The organism is Tenacibaculum agarivorans, from assembly GCF_001936575.1.
Classification (GTDB): Bacteria; Bacteroidota; Bacteroidia; order Flavobacteriales; family Flavobacteriaceae; genus Polaribacter; species Polaribacter agarivorans.
The window spans coordinates 176,479-202,337 of the sequence record NZ_MSMP01000009.1 but is presented as its reverse complement, the minus strand read 5'-3'; the positions used below and the strand labels follow the sequence as shown (position 1 = coordinate 202,337).

The following is a 25,859-nucleotide window of genomic DNA, read 5'->3' as shown; positions in this document are numbered from 1 at the left end:
AACTTCGAGTAAAATTATTTGTAATACAATGAAAAATAATTTTGTATCGAGAAGTATTTCGCTAGTTCTCGATAAAATTTTACGTCGTTAGCACTTTGTAAAATCACTCGAACTGACAAAAAAGTTTATCCAAGATGCATGGTAATTAATAAAATGAGTTTAATAACATGTTATTTTAGTAGTCCAAAGCAGAGCTTTGAAACTCTTTTTCAAAGTATAGAAATTAAGTTCCGTTGGTTCATTTTCTTTGACAAGCAATGAAAATCAACATTGCTACAAAATTTATTCAAAATAAAAATGACTATCCGGAATGCTAATAACCCCTAATTATAACTCAAAACAAGAATTAAAAAAGAAACATATCATTAAAACGATTAGCGTTAAAAAGAGTTAATCTTTTTGCTACACCTTAGCTTTAAGTTAATTTTATACTAATGAAATCTACAATAAAAATCATATTAATGTTTGGGATTCTTGTATTTACAGCTTGTAAACAAGAACCTAAAAAAGATCCAGTAAAAGAAGTAGTAAAGAATGAACCTACTACCAAATCAGGGGTAACTGTGGTAAACTATGACCAATTACTACCTTGGTTAGAAAAACAAGACGACAAGACTCATGTGATTAACTTTTGGGCAACTTGGTGTAAACCTTGTGTTGAAGAATTACCTGCTTTTGAAAAATTACATGCAGAATATGCTAACAAAAATGTAGAGGTAGTTTTAGTTAGTTTAGATTTTCCTAATCAAATTGAAAGTGAATTAGTTCCTTTTATCAAAAATAGAAATTTACAGCCAGAAGTTGTGGTGTTAGATGATCCAAATCAGAATAAATGGATCAATGGAATTTCAAAAGATTGGTCAGGTTCAATTCCAGCTACATTAATATACAATAAGAATGAAAGAGGTTTTTACGAACAATCTTTCGATTACAGTTCACTTACACAAGAATTAAACAAATTTTTAAATTAAATACTTATTCATGAAAACTTTTAAATCACTTTTAGCTGTATTAGTTGTAGTCGCTAGTGTAGCATTTACTGTAAAAGAAGAAAGTAAAGGATATAAAATAGGAGATACGGTAGACAACTTTACCCTTAAAAATATTGATGGTAAAATGGTTTCTTTGAAAGATTATGATGATCAAAAAGGAGTAGTTGTTGTATTTACGTGTAATCACTGTCCATATTCAAAAATGTATGAAGATAGAATTATCGCTTTAGATAAGAAATATAAAGCAAAAGGATATCCTGTAGTGGCTATTAATCCAAATGATCCATCAGTATCAGGTGGAGATGATTTTGAATCGATGAAGGAAAGAGCAAAAGAAAAAGGATTTACATTTCCATATTTATTTGATGATGGACAAAAAGTATATCCAAAATTTGGAGCTACAAGAACACCACATGTTTTTATTTTAAACAAAGAAAAAGGGAATGATTTTATATTATCATATATTGGAGCAATTGATGACAATGCAAGAGCATCAAATAGCGTAAAAGAGCATTATGTAGAAGATGCTATAGATAACTTATTAGCTGGTAAAGCACCTAGTAAAACGATCACTAAAGCGATAGGATGTTCTATTAAAACAAAATAAGAATTTTCTTCATTTTTAAAATATACAGTCCCGCACAATTTGTGTGGGATTTTTTTGTTGTCAAAATGAAAGTCTTTACAATTAGTTGTTTGTCTAAGAAATAAGGAAAGTAAAAACGGAATTGCAAAGCGTAGCTTTTAGCTTGAGTGATACGAAGTAATTTCCTGAGACAAACTTGATTTTTTTGTTTCGTTTTTTCATCAAGGAAAAAATGAAAAGCGAAGTATAAAATTTGTTGAATTTCCGAATTAATTATTCTAACCCAAAAATTGATAGTTGATAAATCCCAATTGATCATTGGTTACAACGATCAACGTTAAATTAAAAAATAAATCACTTCTTTGTCAGCTCAATAAGACTTTATATATTTGCAAAAAATTAGTTGAAAATTGTTATTGTTAAATTGCTAAAACCCATTTGTATTTTATGAGAAAAATATTGTTAAGTATCACTTTTACAGTGTTGTGTTTTGTTGTGTATAGTCAGGAAAACGAAGGGATTCCTCCATCACCAACAGTAGCTTCTTTAGTAACTATTGAGAAAGATTCAGTAAATAGTTCGGGGATGATTGCTCAAAATGTTCCTTTATGGAATATAAAAGTTGGAAAATATGAATTTCCAATACAATTATTCTACAGCTCTTCAGGAGTAAAAGTAGAAGAAATGTCTTCCTATGTAGGTACAGGATGGAATTTATCGGCTGGAGGTGTAATAACCAGATCAGTTGTGGATTTACCAGATGATATGATTAGTTCTTTGCATGGTAGGGGAATCTTACATAATAATCTTTTAAAAGATATTAAAAGTCTAGAGAGTTCTATTACTACCAATGGATATAATGAAAACACCTCTAAAGATTTCATAAAAAATAAAGTAAATGAAAACTTACAGGATAGAACTAGAAATGATACACAGCCTGATATATTCTATTTTAATTTCTTTGGTATTCAAGGGAAATTTTTATTTAATGAAGATAAGGAGATAGTAAGTATATCTAACGATAATTTTAAGTTTAGTTACGAATTAGCATCAGATAATACGTTATCTAGTTTTACAATAACAGATACAAAGGGTATTGTTTATACGTTTTCAATTAGAGAATATTCAAAAACTGAATACACAGGAGGAAGTGCTTTTGAAGGTTTTAATAGAAGATCTAGAGATAGAAAGAAAATGGATTACTATTCTTCATGGCATTTGACATCTATTTTGACACCGGACAATAGAACTATTACTTTTGATTATGATGATGAAAGTACAAAATATGAATTAAGAGATGTAGTTGCAGGTAAAATATGTGGAACTAAACAATGTGACGATACAAATTTAAGTACGCAAGAAATAGCAAAAAGGGATGTTGATAATAATATTCAAGGTGCAGTTACTAAATTTGAAGTGTCTTCCAAAAAAATTAAAACAATATCTTCTGAAGATTTATTTACCATTGATTTCACCAATGTTGCTAGACAAGATTTGGAAGGTGGACTTAAATTATACAGAATTTCTGTAAAAAATATGTATGGTGAAGAAGTTGAAAATTATCAATTTAATCATTCATATTTTAATTCGCCTGGTATGCCTACCACAGACCAGTATGAGTATAAGCGTTTAAAACTAAATGATATTAGAAGAAAAGGACGCTTTTTTCAACAATTTACTTATTATGAAGATTATCCATTACCGCATAAAAAGTCTACAGAACAAGACTATTGGGGATACTATAACAAAAATGGAGCAACTTCTTTAGTTCCTAAAGTATATGTAGAGGATGAAACTATTATAGTAGGGAAACAAGAGCATAAGTATCATATCTTTTCACCTAAAGATGTTGCTGCAAATAAAATTGAAACCTATGGATCAATAGAAAGGAATGTTAATAGTTCTTACATTCATATGGGGATGCTAAAAAAGATAGATTATCAAACTGGAGGTAGTAAAACTTTTTATTATGAACCTAATGATTTTACTCATAAAGAGTATACTAGTGGAGATACAGCCATTAAAGGAAATGGGGTTAGAGTTCAAAAAATAGAGTATTCAGATGGTAATAAAATAGAAACATTGAATTATTCATATAAGAAACCAGATACAAATGTATCTAGTGGAAGACTATCATATTTACCACAGTTTGCAGTACATATACCTTGGTATGTTAGATATGATATTATAAACCATGATCTTATTACTATAACTTCTCCAAGTTATAGTAATTATGTACGCCAAGAAATCAGAATGGAAGAAATTAAATGGACTGATTCTAATGGTAATGAGTTTGTTAGATATGAAAGGCGTTATTGCTTTGCAGGTGGAGGGAATAATCTAGAATTTTCACCAACAAATAAGAGAAATGAATACTTTGCCATGACTACTAAAAGGTATTCAAAATCACAGTTACCTTTAAGTTTAAATGTGGAACACCCAATAGCGTATAGTCATATTACATTAGATGAAGGGGAAAATGGGAAAAAAGAATTTCATTTTGATGTATTAGGAGCCATAGATGAAGAAAGTTTACCAACTGGTTTTGATCATAAAAAATTTAGACATCGATCTGCTTTTTCTACTTTTAACTGGTATTTGGCAGATAGAACACAACTACAACAAGGGCCTTGTATGTTTGGTACATTATTACCTATTGGAAGCGCTACCCTAAACGGAGTAACAAAACATTATAATTTAGTAGATCTAACAGGTTATTCTCATCCGTTTGCACCAAAACCCAATTGGAATCGTTACTTTGGCTCATTAAAAGATTACACGTACTTTAATGAAGAAGGGGATCGTGTTTTTAAAGAATCCTATGAATATGAAACTACAGGAGATATTAGTAATTCCTCATCTTCAAAAAAAGTATTAAGTATAAAGTACAATTCTTTTTCTAGACCAATAGGTTATGGATGGGCTTTTAGTAATCCATATCAAACAAGTATTGGACCAACAACAGCACCAACTCTATGGGTTTGGTCTTTTATAGATACGTATTATGGTATTGGTTTAGTACCTACCAAAACTACTAGAGAGTTTTATCATGATGGTTTTTTAAAGCAAATATCGACACAAAAAGAAAATAAATATAGTCACGGTAATTTATTAACTGAAGAAAAAACAAAGGATTCCAAAGGAGATACATATAAAACTATATATAAGTATCCAATGGCATTTGAAATTAATAATAACTCTTATAAAAAGATGTTAGATAGAAATATTATTATGCCATTAGAAATAGTTTCTGTTAAAGGAGATAATCAGTTTTTAGGAGCGGATTTGACAGAGTATGTAGTAAGTAGTTCAGAGTTTTTAACGAAAAGTAAATATAAACTAGAAAGAAAAGAGCATTCGTATAATTATGATTTAGATAGAGCACCAGTAAATGGAAGCACTATTAATAAAGATCTAGATATGATTCAGCAAATAGAGTATATCAGATACGATACTAAAGGGAATTTATTAGAGTATAAAAATAAAGTAGGAGAGAAAACAGTGCTTATTTGGGGGTATAAGAAACAGTATCCTATAGCGGTCATAAAAGGTTCTGATATAAGTTATGAAAGCATAGAACGAGATTTAATTCAAAATACATCTATTGATGTATCAATTCAAAAGTTAAAAGAACTATCAAATTCAAATAATGAAGAACTATTATTAGATAGGTTAAATAAAGCTAGAGAATTTTTGAAAGATTATTTCATGACTACTTATACTTATAAACCTTTAGTAGGAGTTACAAGTATAACCAATCCAAGAGGAGAAACTTCATTTTATAAATACGATCACTTTAATCGATTGAAACTGATCTTAGATTCTAGAGGTAACGTTTTAAGTGAAAATAAGTACAACTACAAAAGATATTAAAAGCTATGAATATTAGAAAACATTGGAATATACTTATATTCTTATTTATAATAACATCCGTTAATATACACTCACAGATTGAAATTCCAATAGATCTTGATGATCCTATACCTATTGAGGAGGTAGGTTGTAGAGAAAGATTGAGTGAGGGAGGAAGAATTATAGAAATAGGTAGAGAAGCTCAAACATTTACATTTACAGCTTCTAGTTTTTGTAATAATTTTATTGGCGATTATATACCTATTACTCGTAAAGATAATAGTTGTTTAAATGCTACGGATTTACGCTTTCCAAATGTAGAGAATAATATTGGAATTACGTCAACAGTTAGTGTAGCTGTTGTTCCTGAAAGGGTAGGAGAGCATTCATATAGAGATCGTTACGAAGCAACTATTACTTTAAATATTTCAGAAAATACAGGTTTGTCTTCAAATAGAATTTTTGAAATTTTTCCATTTGCTAATCTAACTAGTTCTTTTTTCACAGAGTTATCGTTTGTAATAGTACAAGCAGGGGAACCTAATTACAAGAATTATTTTTCGGATAAAGATGGAGACGGTTTCGGAGATTGTGAAGAAACAGTAATAGCAAGTAATATTCCAGTAACAGGTAAAGTTTTAAACAACTCAGATAAATGTCCTTTTGAATTTAGTACAACTAATAATGGATGTGTTGTAAACAGTTTTACCAATGATAACTATGTTTACACAGCAGTATATAGAAAAGCTTTTTCTGAAAGTTCATTAAATTCAGCTGCATCAAGTGATAAGGTAGAAAATATAACCTATTACGATGGCTTAGGTAGAGCCAAGCAAGAAATATCTATTAGAAACGCTCCTAATCAAAAAGATGTCATAACTCATTTTGAATATGATAATGTAGGAAGACAAGATAAAAGTTATTTACCTTTTGTATCCAATGAAAGTACTCATGGTAATTTTAGAGCAACAGATGTATCTCAACTTACTAAGGAGTATTATAAAACTAATTATGCAGATGACTTTACAGGTATGTCTGTATCTGAAGTAAATGCATATTCACAAATACAATTTGATGATTCTCCTTTAAATAGAGAATTAAAAGAAGCTGCTGCAGGTAAAGCATGGAAATTAGATGGAGGAAAAGAAGTTAAGTATGAATACAATACCAATGAAACTGATGAAGTTAGGTTGTTTTCGGTTACTTTAGATGCTAACTACAACACAACTTTAGTAGATAATACAGTGTTTTATGCACGAAACACATTACGCAAGAAAACAACTAAAGATGAAAATTGGGTGCCATCTAAAGGAAAAAATGGAACCATGGATGAATTTACAGATAAGTCTGGAAACATAATTCTTAAAAGATCATATAATGAAAATAAGGCTCATGATATTTATTATGTGTATGATAATTTAGGAAATCTATCGTTTGTAATTCCACCTAAAGCATCACAGCAGGTATTAACTCAAGAAATACTAGATAAACTGTGTTACCAGTATAAGCATGATCATTTAGGGAGAGTTGTTGAAAAACAATTACCAGGAAAAGGTAAAGAATATATAGTATATGATAAATTAGATAGACCTGTTTTAACACAAGATATTAATCAGAGAAAAAAGAATGAATGGAGTTTTGTTAAGTATGATATATTTGAAAGAGAAATCTATACAGGAATTTACACAGATAACGACTCTTTTACGCAACGTCAGATGCAAGACCATTATGATACTCAAGTAAGTAATAATGAATCTAAGGTAAGTACGGGAACTGGTTATAATAATAGTTATTATACAAATGATAGCTTCCCAAGTGAAAATATAGAAATTTTGACCATAAGTTATTACGATAATTATAGCTTTGATTTAGTGGGAAGCTTTAATCCATTAACTACAACAAAAAGAGTGTATAATGAATTTATTACCACAAAAACAAAGTCGCTGAAAACAGGAATGAAAGTAAAAGTTCTGGATAGCTATCCTGTTCAGTGGGTAACTACAGTGAGTTATTTTGATTATAAAGCAAGAGAGATACTTAAGTATGTTAAAAATGATTACAATCAAACAACTACTGTATTAGAATCTAAGCTAACATTTTCCGGTGATGTTGAAGAAACTACTACTACTCATAAAAAAGAAGGAGAAGAAGATCTAATTATAATAGATGCTTATGAGTTTGATCATCAGAATAGATTATTGAATCATAGACAATGTGTAAATTGTGAAAACGAACAAGGAGTTACTACCAATGCTACATTCTCAAATAATTTAAACCTATTCCCAAATACAGACAGAATAATTAAAGATAATAGTGCTATTACATTATTACCTGGGTTTAGAGTTGTTGCCTCAGATGATCGATCTGTGAAATTTGCCATAGCAGAGCAAGGGGAATATATTGTAAGAAATACTTACAATGGAACAGGAGAGATTATCAATAGAAGAGTTGGAGGTAAATCATTAAATTCTAGCTTACAAAATATAGAATTGAAATATAATGTTAGAGGTTGGTTAACAAGAATGAATTCTGATACAAGTAATGATAACGATTTGTTTAATTTTAACATGAAATATGTTAATCCATCTTCAGGGACACCATTATTTAATGGAAATATTAGTCAAGTTTCATGGAATACATCCAATACAGATAATGGTATAAAAACATATACATATAATTATGATGATTTAAATAGATTGAAAAATGCTAACTTTAACATCGCTACTTATAATCTTAGTAATGTGGAATATGATACTAATGGAAATATTGAAAAGTTAAAGAGAAATAAACATACTTCTCAAGGAAATCATGACGATTTTACCTATAACTATGATGGAGGAAATCGATTGTTAAGTATATCAGGATCGGAAAGCCGTATATTTAATTATGATGATAATGGAAATTTGATTAGTGATTCAGGAAAAGGAATAACAAGTGTTGAGTATAATTTTTTAAATCTACCAACAAAAGTTAGTATAGCAGGTAAAAACGTAAATTATGTATATGATGCTACAGGAACCAAGTTAGCTAAGATATTTGATTTTGGAGCGTCTGAAAAAGAAGTAACTTACTATGACGGTAATTTTATTTATAAAAAAGAAGCTTCAAGGAATAGAAAAACTGAATTACAGTTTTTTACAACCCCTGAAGGTTATGTAAAGAAAGATAATGGTAATTTCAATTATGTATATGAGTACAAAGATCACTTAGGAAACGTAAGACTTTCTTATACAGACGCCAATAAAGATGGTATAATACAAACTTCAGGAAGTGGGACAGAAATTATAGAAGAGAAAAATTATTACCCTTTTGGTTTAAAACATAAAGGATATAATGAAGCCGTTTCAGGATTAGGGAATTCGTTAGCACAAAAGTTCGGATATAATGGAAAGGAATTAAATGAAGAGGAAGGATTAAACTGGTATGATTTTGAAGCTAGAAATTACGACGCTAGTATTGGACGTTGGATGAATTTAGATCCTTTAGCAGAAGAAATGCGTAAACATTCACCATATAATTATGCGTTTGATAATCCTATTTATTTTATTGATCCTGATGGGATGTCTCCTCAAGATTGGATAAAAAACTTAGAAACAGGTAAGGTTGAATGGTATGATCAAACTGGAGATAATGCTATTAGAGCTGCAGCAGAAAAAGATGGTAATATTGAAAAGTCTTCCGTGTATAACATATCAAATCTTTCTGATGATGTTAAAAATAAATATAAAAACTTAGGACAAAGCTTTTTTGGTACCAGTGGTCATACATATTCTGACTACATACAAATTTCACGAAAACAAGAAGAGTATATAGATGAAGTTTCTAAATCTATCAATGAAAAAGCAGGAGTAGAATATGTAAGTCAAGATTTCATATACGAAGATTTAACTAAAAAAACATTAAAGTCTATATTCATGGGAGGAAATTCATCCAATAGAGTTGGGTCAAAATTAGATAAATTTATTTTTGATCAAGTAAAAGGTAAAGTAAAAGACTTTGCTACAGGTAAGTTAGAAAAGCTTGCTGGTTTGGGTTCTAAAACGGTACCTCTTATAGAGCAGCTCTTCAAGTCACCACCTGTTGGAGATGGTACAAAAAATCATGAATTTAAAAGAAAAGCTTTTAATGCTTTTAATTCTAGAGTTAAACCTCTATTAGATTATAGTACATTAATCAATATTTCGTTACACAGATATAAGAAATAGTTATGTTGAAAATAAGATCATTAGCTTTAGGATTGATTTTCTTTAGTTTTTTTTCATGTTCTCAGAAATTAAACCTTATCCAAATTGAAAAGAAAATTAATGAAAGGTATAGGGCTAGTTTTGAAGGAGATATAGAGTGTTTGATGAATAATGTTCCTATTAAAGTATTAAAAGACCTTGGAGACAAGAAAATAAGGGAAGATTATAAAAGTATTTACGAGGAAAAAGATGAATTTCCTGTTTTTGTTAGCGAAATTAGTGAGCTAAAAGTTAATGATGAGGGTAAATGTGAATCCTATAGGTTTTATGATGTGAATTACAAAGTTACAAAAACAACAAAGACACCTTATTTAGATTCAACAGCTTTAAAATTGAATTATAAAAATTATGGTAAGGAGAATGTAAGTTTTAATTCTGATACGAAAATTTTAAAAGTAAATCAAATTCAAAGTTTTATGTTAGTTTTAGATAAAGATTATAAGTGGAAAGTAGTACCTAATGACTTAAAAATTTTAGCTTCATCCTTTGGTGATAATTTTTCTAAATGTATAGAAAAGAAATAGGATTTATTAAAACTAATTCTTAAATAATATAATCAATCCACGCTCTCACAGGAATCCTTTCGTGTGGTTAATGAAAGTTTAGATAATAACAAAATGCCAAACCATATTATATGTATTGCTTTACTATAATATGGTTTTTTAGTTATTAATTCTTGCTTTAAAATAAACTAATAGTACTTTTATACTGTTGAAATTATTCAGCTATGGGTAAAGACTGTAAAGTAGTGTTATATATTATACATTACGCTGGAGAAAAAAGATTACTAGATAATATAATTATACTTAAAATATTAGGTTAAAGAATTACAACACGAAGTGATTCGTGCATGAGCAGTGATCGGAAGCAAATAAGAAAAAAACAGATTCTACGAGAAATAATGCAGCGCAACAAAGAAGATCTGCTATAAATTGGTTTAATAACTAATTGAATTATGAAAAAAATATTGTTATCTCTATTAATATTAATCATTTCTTGTTCAAAAGATAATGTTAAGAAAGAGTTTTACCCGAATGGATCATTAAAATTGGAATTTACAGTTGATGATCAGAGTTCACAAAATGGTTTTTATCGAGAATATTATGAGAATGGAGAACTGAAAACAAAAACTAATTTTCTAGAAGGAATAATTAATGATACTTTGTATTCTTATTACAAAAACGGTAATATTAAAGAGAAAGGTATTTTAATTGTTAATAAAAAAAATGGTTGGTGGAAATATTATGATACAAAAGGGAAGCTAAATAAGAAAATTGAACATATTTTTTAGATGATGGAATTTATAATAATGATGGTAGTATTAATAACGATTTGAGTTGTTATTTTAAAATTGAAATTTCTGATACTCTTAATTTAGGAAAGAACATAGGTAAAATTGATTATAACTCTAATTTTAAACCTAATGAAAGTATTTTATATATTTTGATTGAGAATGAATATTCCGAAACAGAAAAAAAAATAGATACTTTTATAGAAGAGTCTAATTATTCTCGTTTTGGTTTTTTTGCTCATAAAAAAGGTAATAAAAGAATAAAGGGAAGAATTATAGAACAATTAATTTTTGAAAGAATAATAAATAAAGATTCTACTGAATTAAAAATTGAAGAGCACAACAAATACTTTGAGATTGATGTTATAGTAAAATGAAAATATGTCTATACGCATACAGCTTTATCAGTTTACTTTTTTTCTTCTTTTCTTTTTACATATATCAAAAAAAGGAAAAATATGATACTATCATAGAGGAGCATGAGCCTATCAAATACAATATAGTTTCAGTTTTGGAAACAAGTAGGCCATCAGGAAAAAGTAGCAACAAAGGGCATGTTTTAGTGTTAAATTACAAGAATAAAAATTATACAATAGATATAAGCTTTAGTCAATATGAAAAATTAGTTGCAGGAGAATATATTCCACTTTATTACATTACTTCAAGTGATGAGGTAATATCTAAATTTGATATTAAAGGTAGAAATAGAGCTATGCTATTTATGATTATTATTGGTGTGATTGTATTTCTATATTTCTTGTATTCACTAATTAGAATGAGAAGAATTCCAACTTCAGTTAGTCTTTAACTAGTGGGTGTATAAATGAGGAAGAATAGTGATTTATATATGTTGTTTTTTTTGATTTTAGCAAACTTGTGATTGTTATTGGTGGTTGAAGAGTAGCAGGAGCAGATGTTACGGAAAATTAAAATAAATGTTTTATAAAAAAACATGAGCAAATTAAAAAATATAATTGGGTTGATAGTGATTGACATTTTAATGTTATACATCATTGCCTCAATAGGTCCGCTATGTGAAAAGTGTATAAATGATGATTTTTGCCCTATTTGTATTAGTAATGAACAAATAAATCTTTCTATACTAGTCTTGATTTTTAATATATTTTACGTTTACGGACTATATAATAAAAAGTAAGAGTCCCCACTACCGCACGAACCCTTTCGTGTGATCAATGAGCTTGAAATTAATAATAAAATATAAAAAAAACCATGTTATACATATTTGTTATAACGTGGTTTTTATCATTTAAATAAAATAAACTGCTACCATACTATACCATATCATTCTAATGAAAAGGTAAGTTAAACCAGACCTACCAATTACACTTAAAACCATCAATTGATAACCGATAAATGTTCACTGATCATTGATCAAAACTTCACATAGAAAACTAAAAATCAGTAGCGCTAAACCTTCCAAATATTAAAAATCACTGAAAATGGGGTAGTTTCTTTCTCTTATAAATAAGAGTTTTGGACTTGAATTAAAGAATAGCCAAAAAATCTAATTCTACCTTAAAAACAACACATTAGGTATTACTATTTCTTTAAACAGTAAAGTTTATGAGAAAAAGAATATTACTCATTTTTTATTTGTTGTACTATGTAATAAGTCATGGAACAACAATAACACCTAAGGATGTTATCAATAGTGAAAGTGCTACAGAACCTCAAAAAAAGGTAACGGTAGCAACGCAAAATTTTTCATGGGATAATATAGCTAATTGGTATCCCACAAGTACAGCAACTATTAACGAAAGAAGTTTAGCATCCAATTCATTTAAACTCATAGAAGAAAGAAATTCTTGGGTAGATACTTTTTCAAATGAAGATATTCAAGAATTACCTGTAGGAGTAAAATATACAAGAGAAAATACCCAATATGCTATTGGTATAACCCAAGCAAGAATTTATCAAGACTATACAGAACTCACTGTATTTGCTCGTTTAAAATTACCGCAAACTAATGAAAACGGATTACCAATAGAACTATTTTTTGGCGCAAATAACGTGAAGTTATCACATTACGGAGGTATCATTGGAGAAGCGAATCTGGTGTTGATGGGAGATATACATATTCCAATTAATGCAGGAAAATGGATGTTAACCTTAAAAGGAGGTTTTGATTATACCAATGGCAATATCAATAACAAAAGTTATGTAACCATTACTTGTGATGGAGTAAAGGGGTTCAGTGTAGCAGGAGAAGTAGAATTTTCTAGAGAACTTTTAATTCCATTAGAGAGTAATGGAAAAGTAAATGAAAATAAAACTTTTGTTACCAAACAAATAGCTACAGAAAATGGAGTGCAATCAGTACAAGTACCTTATAGAGTAAAAGGAGCTTTTACAACTATGGCAAAAGATTGGAACGATTTATTAATCAATATCGATTTACAACCCTTTGTATTAGCCAAAAAAAGAAATAAAAAAAATTACGATGGGAATTTCCAGTTCTATGTAAATCAAGCCGTATTAGATTTTAGTGATCTGCATAATATACCAGACATGGTATTTCCAAAGCATTATTATGAAAACGATTTGCTATTCCCTAATGAGCAAGCTTGGAGAGGCGTGTATGTAAATACACTAGAAGTAAAACTACCTAAAGAGTTTAAAACTCAAGAAAGCATATCGCAACAAAAACGAGTAGCTTTTGGAGCGCACCATTTATTGGTAGATAACTATGGAATTTCGGGGAATTTTTATGCTGAGAATGTATTTTCTATTGATGAAGGACGAACCAATAAAAAAAGAGCTTGGGCATATTCTTTAGATAAAATTGAAGTTTCGCTAGCAAAAAATCAATTGACTAAAGTAGCTTTTGACGGTAAAATTTTATTACCAATTTCGAAAAAAGAAGAAAAATTAGGACTGCGTTATCAAGGACTGATTTCTGAAGATGAATATGCATTAACGGTAAGTAATACATCTACAGTAGATTTCAATCTATGGAAAGCCAAAGGGAAATTATTACCCAACAGTGCAATCACATTAAAAGTAAAAGATTCTGAATTTAGACCCAAAGCTGTTTTACATGGAAATTTAAGTATAAGTGCCAACAAAAGTGAAAATGCAAATGATGATGGTAACGAAAACTCACTTAAAAAACGATTTGTAGAGTTCAATGGAGTTGTATTTCAAAATTTAGTACTACAAACAGAATCACCTGTATTTTCAGTGGATTACATGGGCTATCAAGGACAAAGCTTATTAGGAAATTTTCCAGTATCCATTTCAAGAATAGGAATTACAGCCAATACAACAGAAGCGAATTTATATTTTGATTTGGGTATCAATTTAATGGGGGAAAATAATGGGTTCGCTGCACAATCCAGTTTAGCTGTCATTGGGTATTTTGAAGAAAAAAATAACAGACAAAAATGGAAATTTAGAGGAGTAGCTTTGGAAGCGATTGCCTTAGAAGCTGATTTGGGTGGTTTTTCAATGAAAGGGAGTCTGTTAGTAATGGATAATCATCCAGAATATGGAAATGGATTTGCCGCAAGTTTAGAAGCACAGTTTAAATCAGGAAATGGCATACGAGTGGGAGCCAAAGGAATTTTTGGTAAAAAAGAATTTAGATACTGGCAGTTCGATGTTTTGGTAGATAATCTACCTCCTGGAACAGGAACAGGAATTTTAAATTTAGAAGGATTTGCAGGAGGAGCTTCCTATAAAATGAGACGAAAAGATTTTAGTTCTTCCTTTTCTCCCTCAGGACTTGGATACACACCAGATCGTAATATTGGCCTTGGAGTGAAAGCCATGGTGATGTTTAATGTAGTAAAAAGAGAAGTATTAAAAGGAGGAGCAGGATTTGAAATCATTTTTAACAGAAGCGGAGGAATCAATTTCTTAGGATATTACGGACAAGCCACATTTTTAGCAGTAGGAATTCCCGGAATGGATAAGATTAGTGGTTTAATGACCAAACTAAAAGAGAATACAGATGTAAAAAACAAATTTTTAGGCGCTACTAAAGAAAACATAGGAAATTCTTATGTGGGAAGAAATTTGTTAGATAAAGCTTCTGGAGAATTTCCACAAACACCTCCCAACCAAATGGCAATGAGTGCTAAGGCCTCTATTACCTACGATTTTCAAAACGATGTTTTACATGGAGAGCTAGACGCTTATGTAAATGTTGCAGGAGGCTTTTTAAGAGGAATCGGAGAATATGGTAGAGCAGGTTGGGCTGTATTGCATTTTTCTTCAAAAGATTGGTACATCTATGTAGGTACACCAGAAGATCGCTTAGGATTACGAATGGGAATTGGTTCTATCAGTATAGAAACAGGAGGATATTTTATGACAGGTTCTAAATTGCCAGGTTCTCCACCACCACCAGTAGAAGTAGCAAATATTTTAAGAGTAGATCCAAACGAGTTAGACTATATGCGAGATGAAAACGCATTGAAAAGTGGAGGAGGGTTTGCCTTTGGAACTAATATTTCAATAGATACAGGAGATTTACGATTCCTTATTTTTTATGCAAGATTCAAAGCAGGAGCTGGTTTTGATTTGATGTTGAGAGATTATAAAGAAGCAAAATGTGTAAATACAGGAGATCAGGTAGGAATTAATGGTTGGTATGCCAATGGTCAAGCTTATGCCTATTTACAAGGAGAATTAGGAATTCGAATCAAACTATTTTTCATTAAGAAAAAGATCCCAATTATTAGAGGAGGGGCAGCTGTGCTATTGCAAACTAAAGCACCAAACCCTATTTGGATGCGAGGCTATTTAGCAGGAGAGTTTGATTTATTAGGCGGATTAGTCAAAGGAAATTTCCGATTTAAGTTAACCTTAGGAAAGGAATGTGTTTTTGAAGATGCTTCACCATTAGGAGGTTTAAAAATAATTACAGATGTAACTCCAGCAAATAATACCAAAGATGTGGATGTATTCGCAATTCCTCAAGCTACATTTAGTATGAAAGTAGGGGAACCGATTATAATTCCTGAAGATGATGGAGATAAAACCTATAAAATCATTTTAGAAAAATTTCAAGTCTTTCATAAAGGAAAAGAAATTGAAGGAGCTGTTGAGTGGTCTAAATATAAAGACAGAGCCAATTTTGTATCTAAAGATATTTTACCTCCTTATGAAGAAATGAATGTAAAAGTTGAAGTAAGCTTTAAAGAAAAAATTAAAGGAGTATTTAGAACTATAGAAATAGACGGAACGCCCGCAAAAGAAGTTGAGGAAAGAACATTTGTTACGGGGGGCGCACCAGATAATATTCCATTACATAATATAACCTATGCATATCCCGTATTAGAGCAGAAATACTTCTTAGAAAATGAGTATAACAAAGGGTATATTCAACTACGAAGAGGACAAGACTACTTATTTGATAACAGTCAATGGAAGAGTTTTTTAACCTACAGTAAAGAGGAAAAACAAGAAGCTAAAAGAGTTGAATTCTCCTATAATACAAATGATAATATCATCACTTATAACCTGCCAAATTTATCACAATCATCAAGCTATACTATTAGTGTTGTAAGTGAGTCTAAAACAGGCAATGTAAAAACTCAAAATAAGAATACTTATAAAAACGTAGACATAGGAGATAATGCAGATGGAAATACAGTTAGTATTCAACAAAAAAAATCTGAAGAATTATCTAAAGAAGGTGTGATTGAAAGGCTGGCTTATGGTTTTGCAACATCAGGTTATAAAACATTTAAGCAAAAAATAAATGCAATTCAAACTGAAGATTACAGATGGGGTGTTATCTATTCCGATGTTATTTATTTAGGCAATACAATTAAAAAACACGAGCCTTTTGATCTTACAGACTTATTAGGTTCTAGTTATACTAATAATAAACCTTTAGTTACGATAGAATCTACTTTAGAGGACGATTATTTCAGAAAAGATATCAATCCACCATTATACGCTAAATATCCAATGAACGGATATACCATCAAAAACAGAGATGAAAACAAATTGGGAGCACCTCCAAAATATGCCTTACCAATTATAGAAGGTTATTTACAGAATTTAGAATATGATGTAGATCATAACATGTTGGAAACTACATTTCCTTTCAGATATAATTTAGGTTTGGTATACAAGTCGGATTGGACAGATATGCATTCTCAATTGGTAAATGCATTATTAGATGGCGAAATAGCAAAAGGAGATGCGGTGTTGAATTTTTTAGATGAAGACTATTTGTTTATGCGCTATGGATTTTACAAAACAAAACTTCGTTACATGCTTCCAGGAGAAAGAAAAGGAACCGAAGCCATATACAAATTTAAGAACCCAAATAAATTTAGATACTAAGAAAATTAGTAAATGAAAATATTTAGTACACATATAAAATACCTAAGTATACTACTATTCCTATTTTGGATAGTTAAAGTTGAAGCTCAAGTGAGACAAGCTGAGGTAAAAATAGTATCCAGAGCGCAAAAAGATAAAATCTTATTACGATGGGGAGCAACTACAGCAAGCGCATGGAAAAAAACAAATGCCTCAGGATTTATTTTACAAAAATATGTGTTGTCTAGAAATGGGAAACGCTTACTGGATTTAGAAAAAGTATGGGAAAAACCAATAAAAGCAGCCCCATTAGAAGATTGGCAAGAACTGGTAGAGAAAAATGATAATGCAGCGGTTATAGCACAAGCATTATTTGGAGATGGCTTTTTTGTAGATGGAGGAAATAGTACCCAATTAGCAGACATTTACAACTTAGCTAATGAAGTAGAACAACGTTTTTCATTTTCATTATTAGCAGCTGAAACAAATTTTGAAGCTGCTCAAAAAGCAGGTTGGGGTTATGTAGATAGACAAGTAAAAACAAATGAAACTTATGTGTATAGAATACAAGCAAATCTGCCTGCTGAAAAAAAGAACATCAAAGGAAATTCAGTAATTGCTTCAATTCAAAAGTATGAACCTTTACCAAGTCCTGTAGATTTTAGAGGAATCTTTGGAGACAAGAGTGTGACGCTAACTTGGGAGTATCAATTACTGAAAAGTATATACACCTCATATCATTTAGAACGTTCGGAAGATGGTGTAAACTTTAGTTCATTAAGTAAAGAACCGTTGGTAAATCTTAATGACAAACCTAATGTGCCTGCTAAGCGCATGTTCTTTATAGATACCTTGGCTACTAATAACAAAACCTATTATTATCGACTACAAGGAATTTCTTCCTTTGGAGAAAAAAGTCAGTATAGTAAAACTGTTTCAGGTAAAGGAAAACCAATTTTACCCTTTACCCCTAGAATTACAGACACAAGATTAACTGATAAGGCAGATGAGGCTGTTGTTTTTTGGGATTTTCCAAGTAAGGGAGAAACTTTACTAGAAAAGTTTCAGATTATTAGTGCAGACAAAGATGGAGGGAATTATGTTGTTGTAGCTGATAACGTAGCACCAACACAAAGAAGTTACACGTTAAATAATTTACAAGCATCAAACTATATTAAAATTATAGCTGTCGGTAAAGATCCAAAGCAACAAAAAACATCATTTTCTTCTTTGGTACAACTAGCAGATAATACACCGCCAAAACAACCTATAGAGCTAATAGGAAAAATAGATACGTTAGGTATTGTAACAATAAATTGGAAACCTAATCTAGAAAAAGACCTATTAGGATATAGAGTATTTAGAGGTTTTACAAAAGAAGAAGAACCGTCTCAGGTTACGATTTCACCAATTCCACAAAATGAATTTATAGATACAGTGGAAGTGAAGAATTTAAATTCAAAAGTATTTTATCAGATAGTGGCTGTAGATAAAAGGCATAATCATTCTGATAAATCTGAAGTATTAGTACTAGAAAAACCTGATCTAATACCACCTATTTCTCCTGTATTTACAGATTATAAAGTAGAGAAAGGGAAAATTATTTTAGAATGGATACGTTCACCTGAACAAGACGTTAAACATATACTTTTAAGAAAAAATAGTACTCAACAAACAGATTGGGAAACCATTCTAACTACTCAAGATACTATTCAGCGTTTTACCGATACAAAGTTGTTGAATAATAATGTGTATCGCTACAAAATTAAGGCGATAGATAAAGCAAACTTATCTTCAAAACCATCTTCACCTTTAACTATAAAAGCATTGTCTTTTGATGTAGATACATCCATCAAAGGATTTGATTATTCAGTGAATAGGCAAACACATCAAATAGAATTGTTTTGGCGTGCAGATGAAGGAAAAGTAGCAGAATACACTATTTACAAACAATTAAAAGGAAAGTCACTAAGTACTTGGAAGGTGATACCCGGAAAAATCAAAAAAATAATAGACACAGAAGTAAGTCCGAATCAAACTTACATATATCATATCAGAGCATCTTTAACAGATGCCTCGTATACTAAAGTTAAAAAAGTAGAAGTAAATTATTAAAAGATGAACAAAAGAATCTTCTTAATTATAATCTTATTGTTAAGTTTATCTTATAACTCCCGTGCTCAAGAAGCATATTATGAATTAGATATTACAGGTTTTGTAGATGGGGTTGGTAGTAGTTGTGGAGGTGGGAGTAATGGTTTACATTATATACATTTAGAATATGAAAATGGTTTTTTAGATGAAAGTTACTTTCACCCTGGTAGATATAGAAATAAGCCTATAATTACACCTACTATTAGATTTAATGAATCAAATAGACTTGCTAAAATACATTTTCACACCAATAAAAGAAGGAGGAGTAGTGGTGATTGTAAATCGAAGAGGAGTAATTTTTTTGTTGAACTTATAAATGATCCTACTTGTGTAGATTTTACTTTTGATTTTTCAAATCATAATGTTTCAACAACATTAGGGAACGCAAGAGTAAAATTAGGTACAGGAAAACACAGTAGATTATCCAAAGTACCTGGGTATGCCAATGTTCTTATAAAACCGATAATAAAACTACCAGATCCAAGTGTTAATAATAATTTTGGTTCAGAAGACTTTTTAGAGATCCCAAGAATTCTAGGGATTAATAATAACTATTTTAATTGGGAATATTCATTTAGTCCTACAGGCCCTTATACAGCATTACCAAGCTATACTTCTAAAAAGAATTTCTTGAGAGTTAAAGGGAAAGATTTTCTAGATCCTGTAAATGATCATGGAAGAATGATTTACTTCAGAGTAAACACAGGGTGTAATGGTTGGACTTCTAATACGATATCATATCGCTTTTTAGGTGATGCCCCCAGAATTAACCGTATAACACGAGAAGCAACAACTTGTTATGACTCGGATGATGGAAAAGTTAGAATCTTTTTAGATAGAAGATTAAATGTAGGGGAATTGTTAAGTTTTACAAGTACAAATCCAGATTTTCCTGGACGCTATGTAAACTTAACAAGAAGAAGATTTGATGCGAATAATTCTATAGTAATAGAAGGACTAAAACCTGGAATGTATCCAATCAGAATGGCTGGTTTTTTTAGAGGATTTAATACGTATACGGAATCGTTTAGACATAGAACTACAGCACGGATCATTAGGCCCACACCAGTTGAATTTTCTGTAACTCATACTGATGTTTTTTGTCATGGAGGAAGCGATGGAACAATAACAATAAGAGCAAAAGGAGGAAGAGTTGGAAGAACACATAGATATTTATTACGAGAAGAAGGAGATACACGTCCAATAAAAGATAGCGATTGGATTTCTTTTACAAATATAAGTACTTCTCCCACTCGAGAAGTGATTCAATTGATAAAAGGGTTACCAAAAGGAAAATATAAGATTAAAGTAAAAGACTTTAATAATTGTATAGCCAAAGAAGTCATCAGAGATGCTGCGGGTAATATTATAGGTTTAAGAAGAGAAAAAGAAATTAGTGTAGATATAAAAGAACCAAAGTCACCTCTTAAAGCAGATGTGCGTTATGTGAAGAATCCTAGTGGTTTTGGATTTTCTGATGGTGAAATTACAGTACAAGTTACTGGGGGAACTCCTAATTCAAAAGGAGAGTATGGTAGTTATACTTGGTTACATGAAAAGAATGGTGTTACATCGATAGTTGGTAAAGTAAATTATAGTCAAGAGATTGTTCCTGGAGAGGAAGGTGCTTTTCTAACACTCAAAAATGCAGTTGATGGAAATTATACACTTAGAGTTAGAGATAATAATTTTTTTAGTACTTCTGATAATATTGGATGTTTTATAGAAAAGGACAAAATAAAACTAGTAGAACCACCTAAATTAACCATAGACCTAAAACTAACAAATCCTATTTCTTGTAGCCCTAAAAATAGTTATGGTAATACAGCTAATGATGGTGAATTAACGGTTACCGCTAATGGTGGAATTCCTTTTAGTCCTTTATTGGATGGAAAGTATAGCTATAAATACATATGGAAGAAAAAAGATGCTTTTGGAAATTATCAAATCTTACCTAAAGAAAATGGAAATATACTTGCAAATATAGAAGAAGGAGAATACGCAGTAAACATAGAAGATGCTAATGGGATTACCGTAGGGACTTATGTCAATAATGTACTAAGTAAGGCGCAAGATGCTACGTATAATTTAGTAGCGCCACCATTACTAGAATTATCATACAAAAAGCAAGATGTTTTTTGTCATAAAGGAACTGATGGAAGCATAGATATATCAATTACAGGAGGAACAGGAGCGTATACAATCTTATGGAGTAATAATGAAACTACTGAAGATATTTCAAATTTAACAGCAGGAACTTACTCCGTAAGAGTTACAGATGAAAAAGGTTGTGAAGTAACAGAACAAATAGAGATCAAAGAACCAGATGTACCTTTAACAGTATCGTATACATTTTTTGAACCGACATTTGCAGGTGCAACTAATGGATGGATTGAAGCCACTGTTGCTGGAGGTACACCTTTAGATTCAAATGCATATAATTTTGTTTGGAAAGATGACAACGGAAATACATTAAATCATAAAGTAACAGCTAGTGTTACAGCTACAAATTATGTAATACGATTAAATGGAATTGGAGAAGGCAACTATAAGTTAACTATTCAAGATAAAAATTTCCCTTTAGCGGTAGATAATCCTAACTGTACTATTATTGAAAGTGAGTATTATATTAATGATCCAGAACCACTCATAGGAAAATTAACGGTAAAAAGACCGATATCGTGTAATAGAAACAATGTAGGTAATCCATATTCAGATGGAGAATTAGAAGTTGTAGTAACAGGAGGTATTCGTTTACAGCCGCATGAAAATGGAGGACTTGATTATTACTATACATGGAAAAAAGAAACAAGTCCGGGAGTATGGACTGTTTTGCCGACCCAAACTAGTAATATAGCCACAGGTTTAGATCAAGGAAATTATGCAGTGAATATAAAAGATGCTAACGGTATAATTTTAGGAGAATATCAAAACAATGTTTTAGTCACAGCAAAAGATCTTACACAAGAAATAAAAGAACCAGAAGCTATTGAATTAACGTTTAAAAAGCAAGATGTTTTCTGTTATGAAGGAAGTGATGGTTGGGCAGAAGTTTTGATACAAGGAGGTATGGCGCCGTATCATATCCAATGGGATATAGGAAGTAATGATGCTAAGATTAATGATTTAGTCAAAGGAATATATGAAGTAACCATAACTGATGGCAAAGGATGTAAAGTTGTGGAAAGTATAGAGATTACTCAACCAAAAGAAGAAATCACTGTAGATATTTTAGAATTTGCAACACCTGAAAAGGGAGGAGAGTCTAACGGGTGGATAGTAGCAGAAGTAAATGGAGGAACTACTTTCTCAGATGGAAGTTATACGTATTACTGGCAAAATGAAAAAGGAGACGTGCTAAATTCTCAAACTACGACTAATGTTGTCAATGGAAAGTTTCAAATCAGATTACATACAATTCCTAAAGGAAAATATCTACTAACCATAGAAGATGCAAATTATGGAAGTGCTACAACCAAAAACGGATGTACATATATCGAAAAAGAGTTTACACTCTATGATCCTATTGAAGCCGTAATTAGTATTGAAACTCCAATATCATGTAATCAAAACAATACATTTAATAATCCTTTTTCTGATGGAGTTTTAAAAGTTGAGGTAACAGGAGGTGTTCCTTTTACTACAGGAAATCCCTATACCTATTTCTGGAAGAAGCAGAATAATTTAGGTGTTTATGAAGATTTAAATGTGAATAGTGCGATACTTACGGATCTTTCACATGGAAATTATGCTTTAAATGTGGAAGACAGTAGAGGTGTCGTTATTGGAGAATACCAAAGTTTAAACTTAATAAATCCAACAGACACTCTATTTACATTTGAAGAACCAGAATTGTTAGCGGTAAAATTAAGTGCTACTGAAATCTCTTGTGATTTAGGAAATAATGGTACTGCTACCGTAGCTATCACAGGAGGAATACCTCCTTACGATATTCAATGGTCTAATGGTAGTAGATCAGAAAAAGCAGTTGATTTAATTGCTGGGAATTATGTAGTTTTTGTTACAGATGCTCGTGGATGTCAGGCTACAGGAAATATTACACTCACACCACCAGGAGGTTTAGAAGTAAAAGCGATACGAAAAGAAAATCCGTCATGTTTTAACGGAAATGATGGAGCTATTGAAGTGAACGTTTCAGGAGGCGTGCCTCCCTATGTATATTCTTGGGATACAGGAGCAACTACAACAGCGATATCAAATTTGACAGAAGGTAAATATATTTTCACGTTAACGGACAGTAACAATTGTAAAGCCTTTGTAGAATTTACATTAGAAAATCCAAAGGATTTCATCATAGATCTGGGCAAGGACAAAGTATTATGCAATGAGCAATCATATACATTAGATGGAACTATAGATGAAACAGGTACGAGTTATGTATGGAGTTCAGATAAAGGTTATTCTTCTAACGAACCTGTAATAGAGGTAACAGAAGGAGGGATTTATACAGTAACAGCAACTACGCCAGAAGGATGTGTAATTAGCGATTCCGTTGAAATCATAAATAGTAATCAAGATATTGAAGCCAATTTTTTAATGTCATCTCAAGCCTATCTCGATGAAGAAATTGTAATTTTTAATAAGAGTAGCTTAGCCCAGTCTTCTTTTGAATGGATATTACCACCTAATGTACGAATTGTAGAAACAAGAGAAAGAGCTTTAGTCGTAAAATTTCCTGAAGTAAAAACGTATGAAATAGGATTACGCTCTCAAGTAGGAGATTGTATTCAAGAAGCATTTAAAAAGATTGTTATTGAAGAACCAAGTGAACTTTCAGATACTGAAAATGACTCAGATTTATTTATTGAGCTATTCAAAATTACACCAAACCCTAATAATGGAAAATTTGAGTGCACTGTTAAATTGGTGACTGCGAGTGAAATTTCCATCCGAATTTTTAGCATGCAAGGAGAGTTAATAAAAAAGCATATTCCTTTTGAGGTTCATGAAGAATATACAGAGTCATTTACCATTCAGGCACCATCAGGGATGTACATTGTTGTATTAGAAACTCCTGAAGAAACGAGAATAAAAAGAATGATAGTGAAATAATGATGTTGACAAAAATGGATGTTAAAAATATAGTAAAGTATCTATTGGTATTGATGTTGTTTTCTTCATGTTATCAAGAAACAGCAATTTCAATAGCATCAGATTTTGATTTTAGTTTCATAAATGAAGATCAATCTGTACCGGTTAGAATTCGAATTAAAAATAAAACGAAAGGAGCAGATACATACGAATGGAGTTTTGAAGGCGCAGAAGTAACTTCATCTAAAGATGAAAATCCAGCAGTTGTAAAGTATACAAAAGCAGGAAGTTTTAAAATACGATTGAAAGCCACAAATGTAGATGGAGAAGAGGGTAGTATTGAAAAGGAAATTAAACTTCATGAAGCTATAGCTATTGATTTTTCAACAGAAGTGATAGGAAGTGACTTTTCACCAGTAGAGGTAAAAATTCAAAATTCAACAGAAGGAAATTCATTACTATATCTATGGGAATTTGAAGAAGGAACTCCAAAAACATCTACATCAAAAAATCCTGAGAATGTTTTGTTTACTAAAGAAGGGGAACACACAATAAAAGTGACCGTTTCCAATGGTTTTGAATCATTTACAAAAGAAGAGAAAATTACAGTGTTACCTAAACTAGTGCCAGATTTTGATTGGGAAGTTGATTTTTTTGATGATGACAATCAAGCCCCGGTATCCATAACACTTATCAATAACTCAGTAAGCGCAACTTCGTATCAATGGAAATTTGAAAAAGGATTACCAGAGAAAAGTAATGAGGAACACCCTAAAGTAACTTTTACTACACCAGGCACTCATAAGATAACTTTGGAAGCTTCTAACGATAAAGAAACCAAACAGCTAATTAAAACAATAACAGTAATTCCTAATACGAACTTAAGAGTTTTTAAAAATTTAAAATTAGGTATAAATTCTGCTCACAATACAAATGCAATAGGCGCTTTTTTCTCGTCCTCTTCACGTAAAGTGATAACAGCAAATGAAGTTACTGATGAAAGTAACATAGATCTTGCTTTTTTAAGTTTAAATAACATCTTTAGTTTTAACAAATTTATAAGCCCTAGTCAAGCAGGCACAAATGGGTTTACTCCAATACCCAATGCTACATATACAAAATTTATTAATAATCTAGAAAACTGTGGATGTGGTGTAAGCTTTACAGCTGTTGAGTTTGATGCCATGAAAAACGATACACCATTACAAAGTATAAATATTACAGAAACGCCAAATGGTTTACTGCATTTTAATAAAGATGTATTACCGCGTATTGTACTTTTTCAAACAGAAGATGGTCGTAAAGGAGCGATTAAAATAAAGGAGTTTGTAGATGATGGAATCAATTCATATATCCATTGTGATATTAAAATTCAAAAGTTGCCTTAA

General features: G+C 30.9%; 12 protein-coding genes. All 12 read left to right on the top strand.

Annotation, left to right across the window (positions count from 1 at the left end; genetic code table 11):
• Positions 1-434: 434 nt before the first annotated feature.
• The 12 genes from BVC87_RS09050 (at position 435) to BVC87_RS08990 (ending at position 25,859) form a co-directional block, all read left to right on the top strand.
• On the top strand, positions 435-971 hold the full coding sequence (locus tag BVC87_RS09050) for a TlpA family protein disulfide reductase (protein WP_075342041.1): 537 nt from the start codon (positions 435-437) through the stop codon (positions 969-971).
• 10 nt (positions 972-981) lie between these two features.
• Positions 982-1,599, top strand: coding sequence for a thioredoxin family protein (locus tag BVC87_RS09045; protein WP_075342040.1), 618 nt, complete (start codon positions 982-984; stop codon positions 1,597-1,599).
• Positions 1,600-2,025: 426 nt separating this feature from the next.
• Positions 2,026-5,451: a hypothetical protein gene (locus BVC87_RS09035; RefSeq protein ID WP_075342038.1), complete on the top strand. Its 3,426-nt coding sequence runs from the start codon at positions 2,026-2,028 to the stop codon at positions 5,449-5,451.
• A gap of 5 nt (positions 5,452-5,456) precedes the next feature.
• A complete protein-coding gene (locus BVC87_RS09030) occupies positions 5,457-9,635 on the top strand; it encodes a DUF6443 domain-containing protein (protein WP_075342037.1) in 4,179 nt (1,392 codons plus the stop codon).
• 2 nt (positions 9,636-9,637) lie between these two features.
• Complete coding sequence (locus BVC87_RS09025) at positions 9,638-10,198, top strand: hypothetical protein (protein ID WP_075342036.1); 561 nt, start codon at positions 9,638-9,640, stop codon at positions 10,196-10,198.
• 431 nt (positions 10,199-10,629) lie between these two features.
• Positions 10,630-10,965, top strand: a complete 336-nt coding sequence (locus BVC87_RS09020) for a toxin-antitoxin system YwqK family antitoxin (protein ID WP_075342035.1) — start codon at positions 10,630-10,632, stop codon at positions 10,963-10,965.
• Positions 10,966-11,006: 41 nt separating this feature from the next.
• Positions 11,007-11,342 (top strand): hypothetical protein, encoded by a 336-nt coding sequence (locus BVC87_RS09015; RefSeq protein WP_075342034.1) that lies wholly within the window; start codon positions 11,007-11,009, stop codon positions 11,340-11,342.
• The gene (locus BVC87_RS09010; protein ID WP_075342033.1) at positions 11,339-11,773 is read left to right on the top strand and encodes a hypothetical protein; all 435 of its coding nucleotides are present in this window, start codon (positions 11,339-11,341) and stop codon (positions 11,771-11,773) included. The genes BVC87_RS09015 and BVC87_RS09010 overlap by 4 nt, the downstream gene beginning before the upstream one ends.
• Before the next feature lie 776 nt (positions 11,774-12,549).
• On the top strand, positions 12,550-17,286 hold the full coding sequence (locus BVC87_RS09005) for a hypothetical protein (RefSeq protein ID WP_075342032.1): 4,737 nt from the start codon (positions 12,550-12,552) through the stop codon (positions 17,284-17,286).
• A 12-nt stretch (positions 17,287-17,298) separates the two neighbouring features.
• On the top strand, positions 17,299-19,380 hold the full coding sequence (locus tag BVC87_RS09000; RefSeq protein WP_075342031.1) for a fibronectin type III domain-containing protein: 2,082 nt from the start codon (positions 17,299-17,301) through the stop codon (positions 19,378-19,380).
• A 3-nt stretch (positions 19,381-19,383) separates the two neighbouring features.
• On the top strand, positions 19,384-24,492 hold the full coding sequence (locus tag BVC87_RS08995) for a T9SS type A sorting domain-containing protein (RefSeq protein ID WP_075342030.1): 5,109 nt from the start codon (positions 19,384-19,386) through the stop codon (positions 24,490-24,492).
• The gene (locus BVC87_RS08990; RefSeq protein WP_083629364.1) at positions 24,492-25,859 is read left to right on the top strand and encodes a PKD domain-containing protein; all 1,368 of its coding nucleotides are present in this window, start codon (positions 24,492-24,494) and stop codon (positions 25,857-25,859) included. The genes BVC87_RS08995 and BVC87_RS08990 overlap by 1 nt, the downstream gene beginning before the upstream one ends.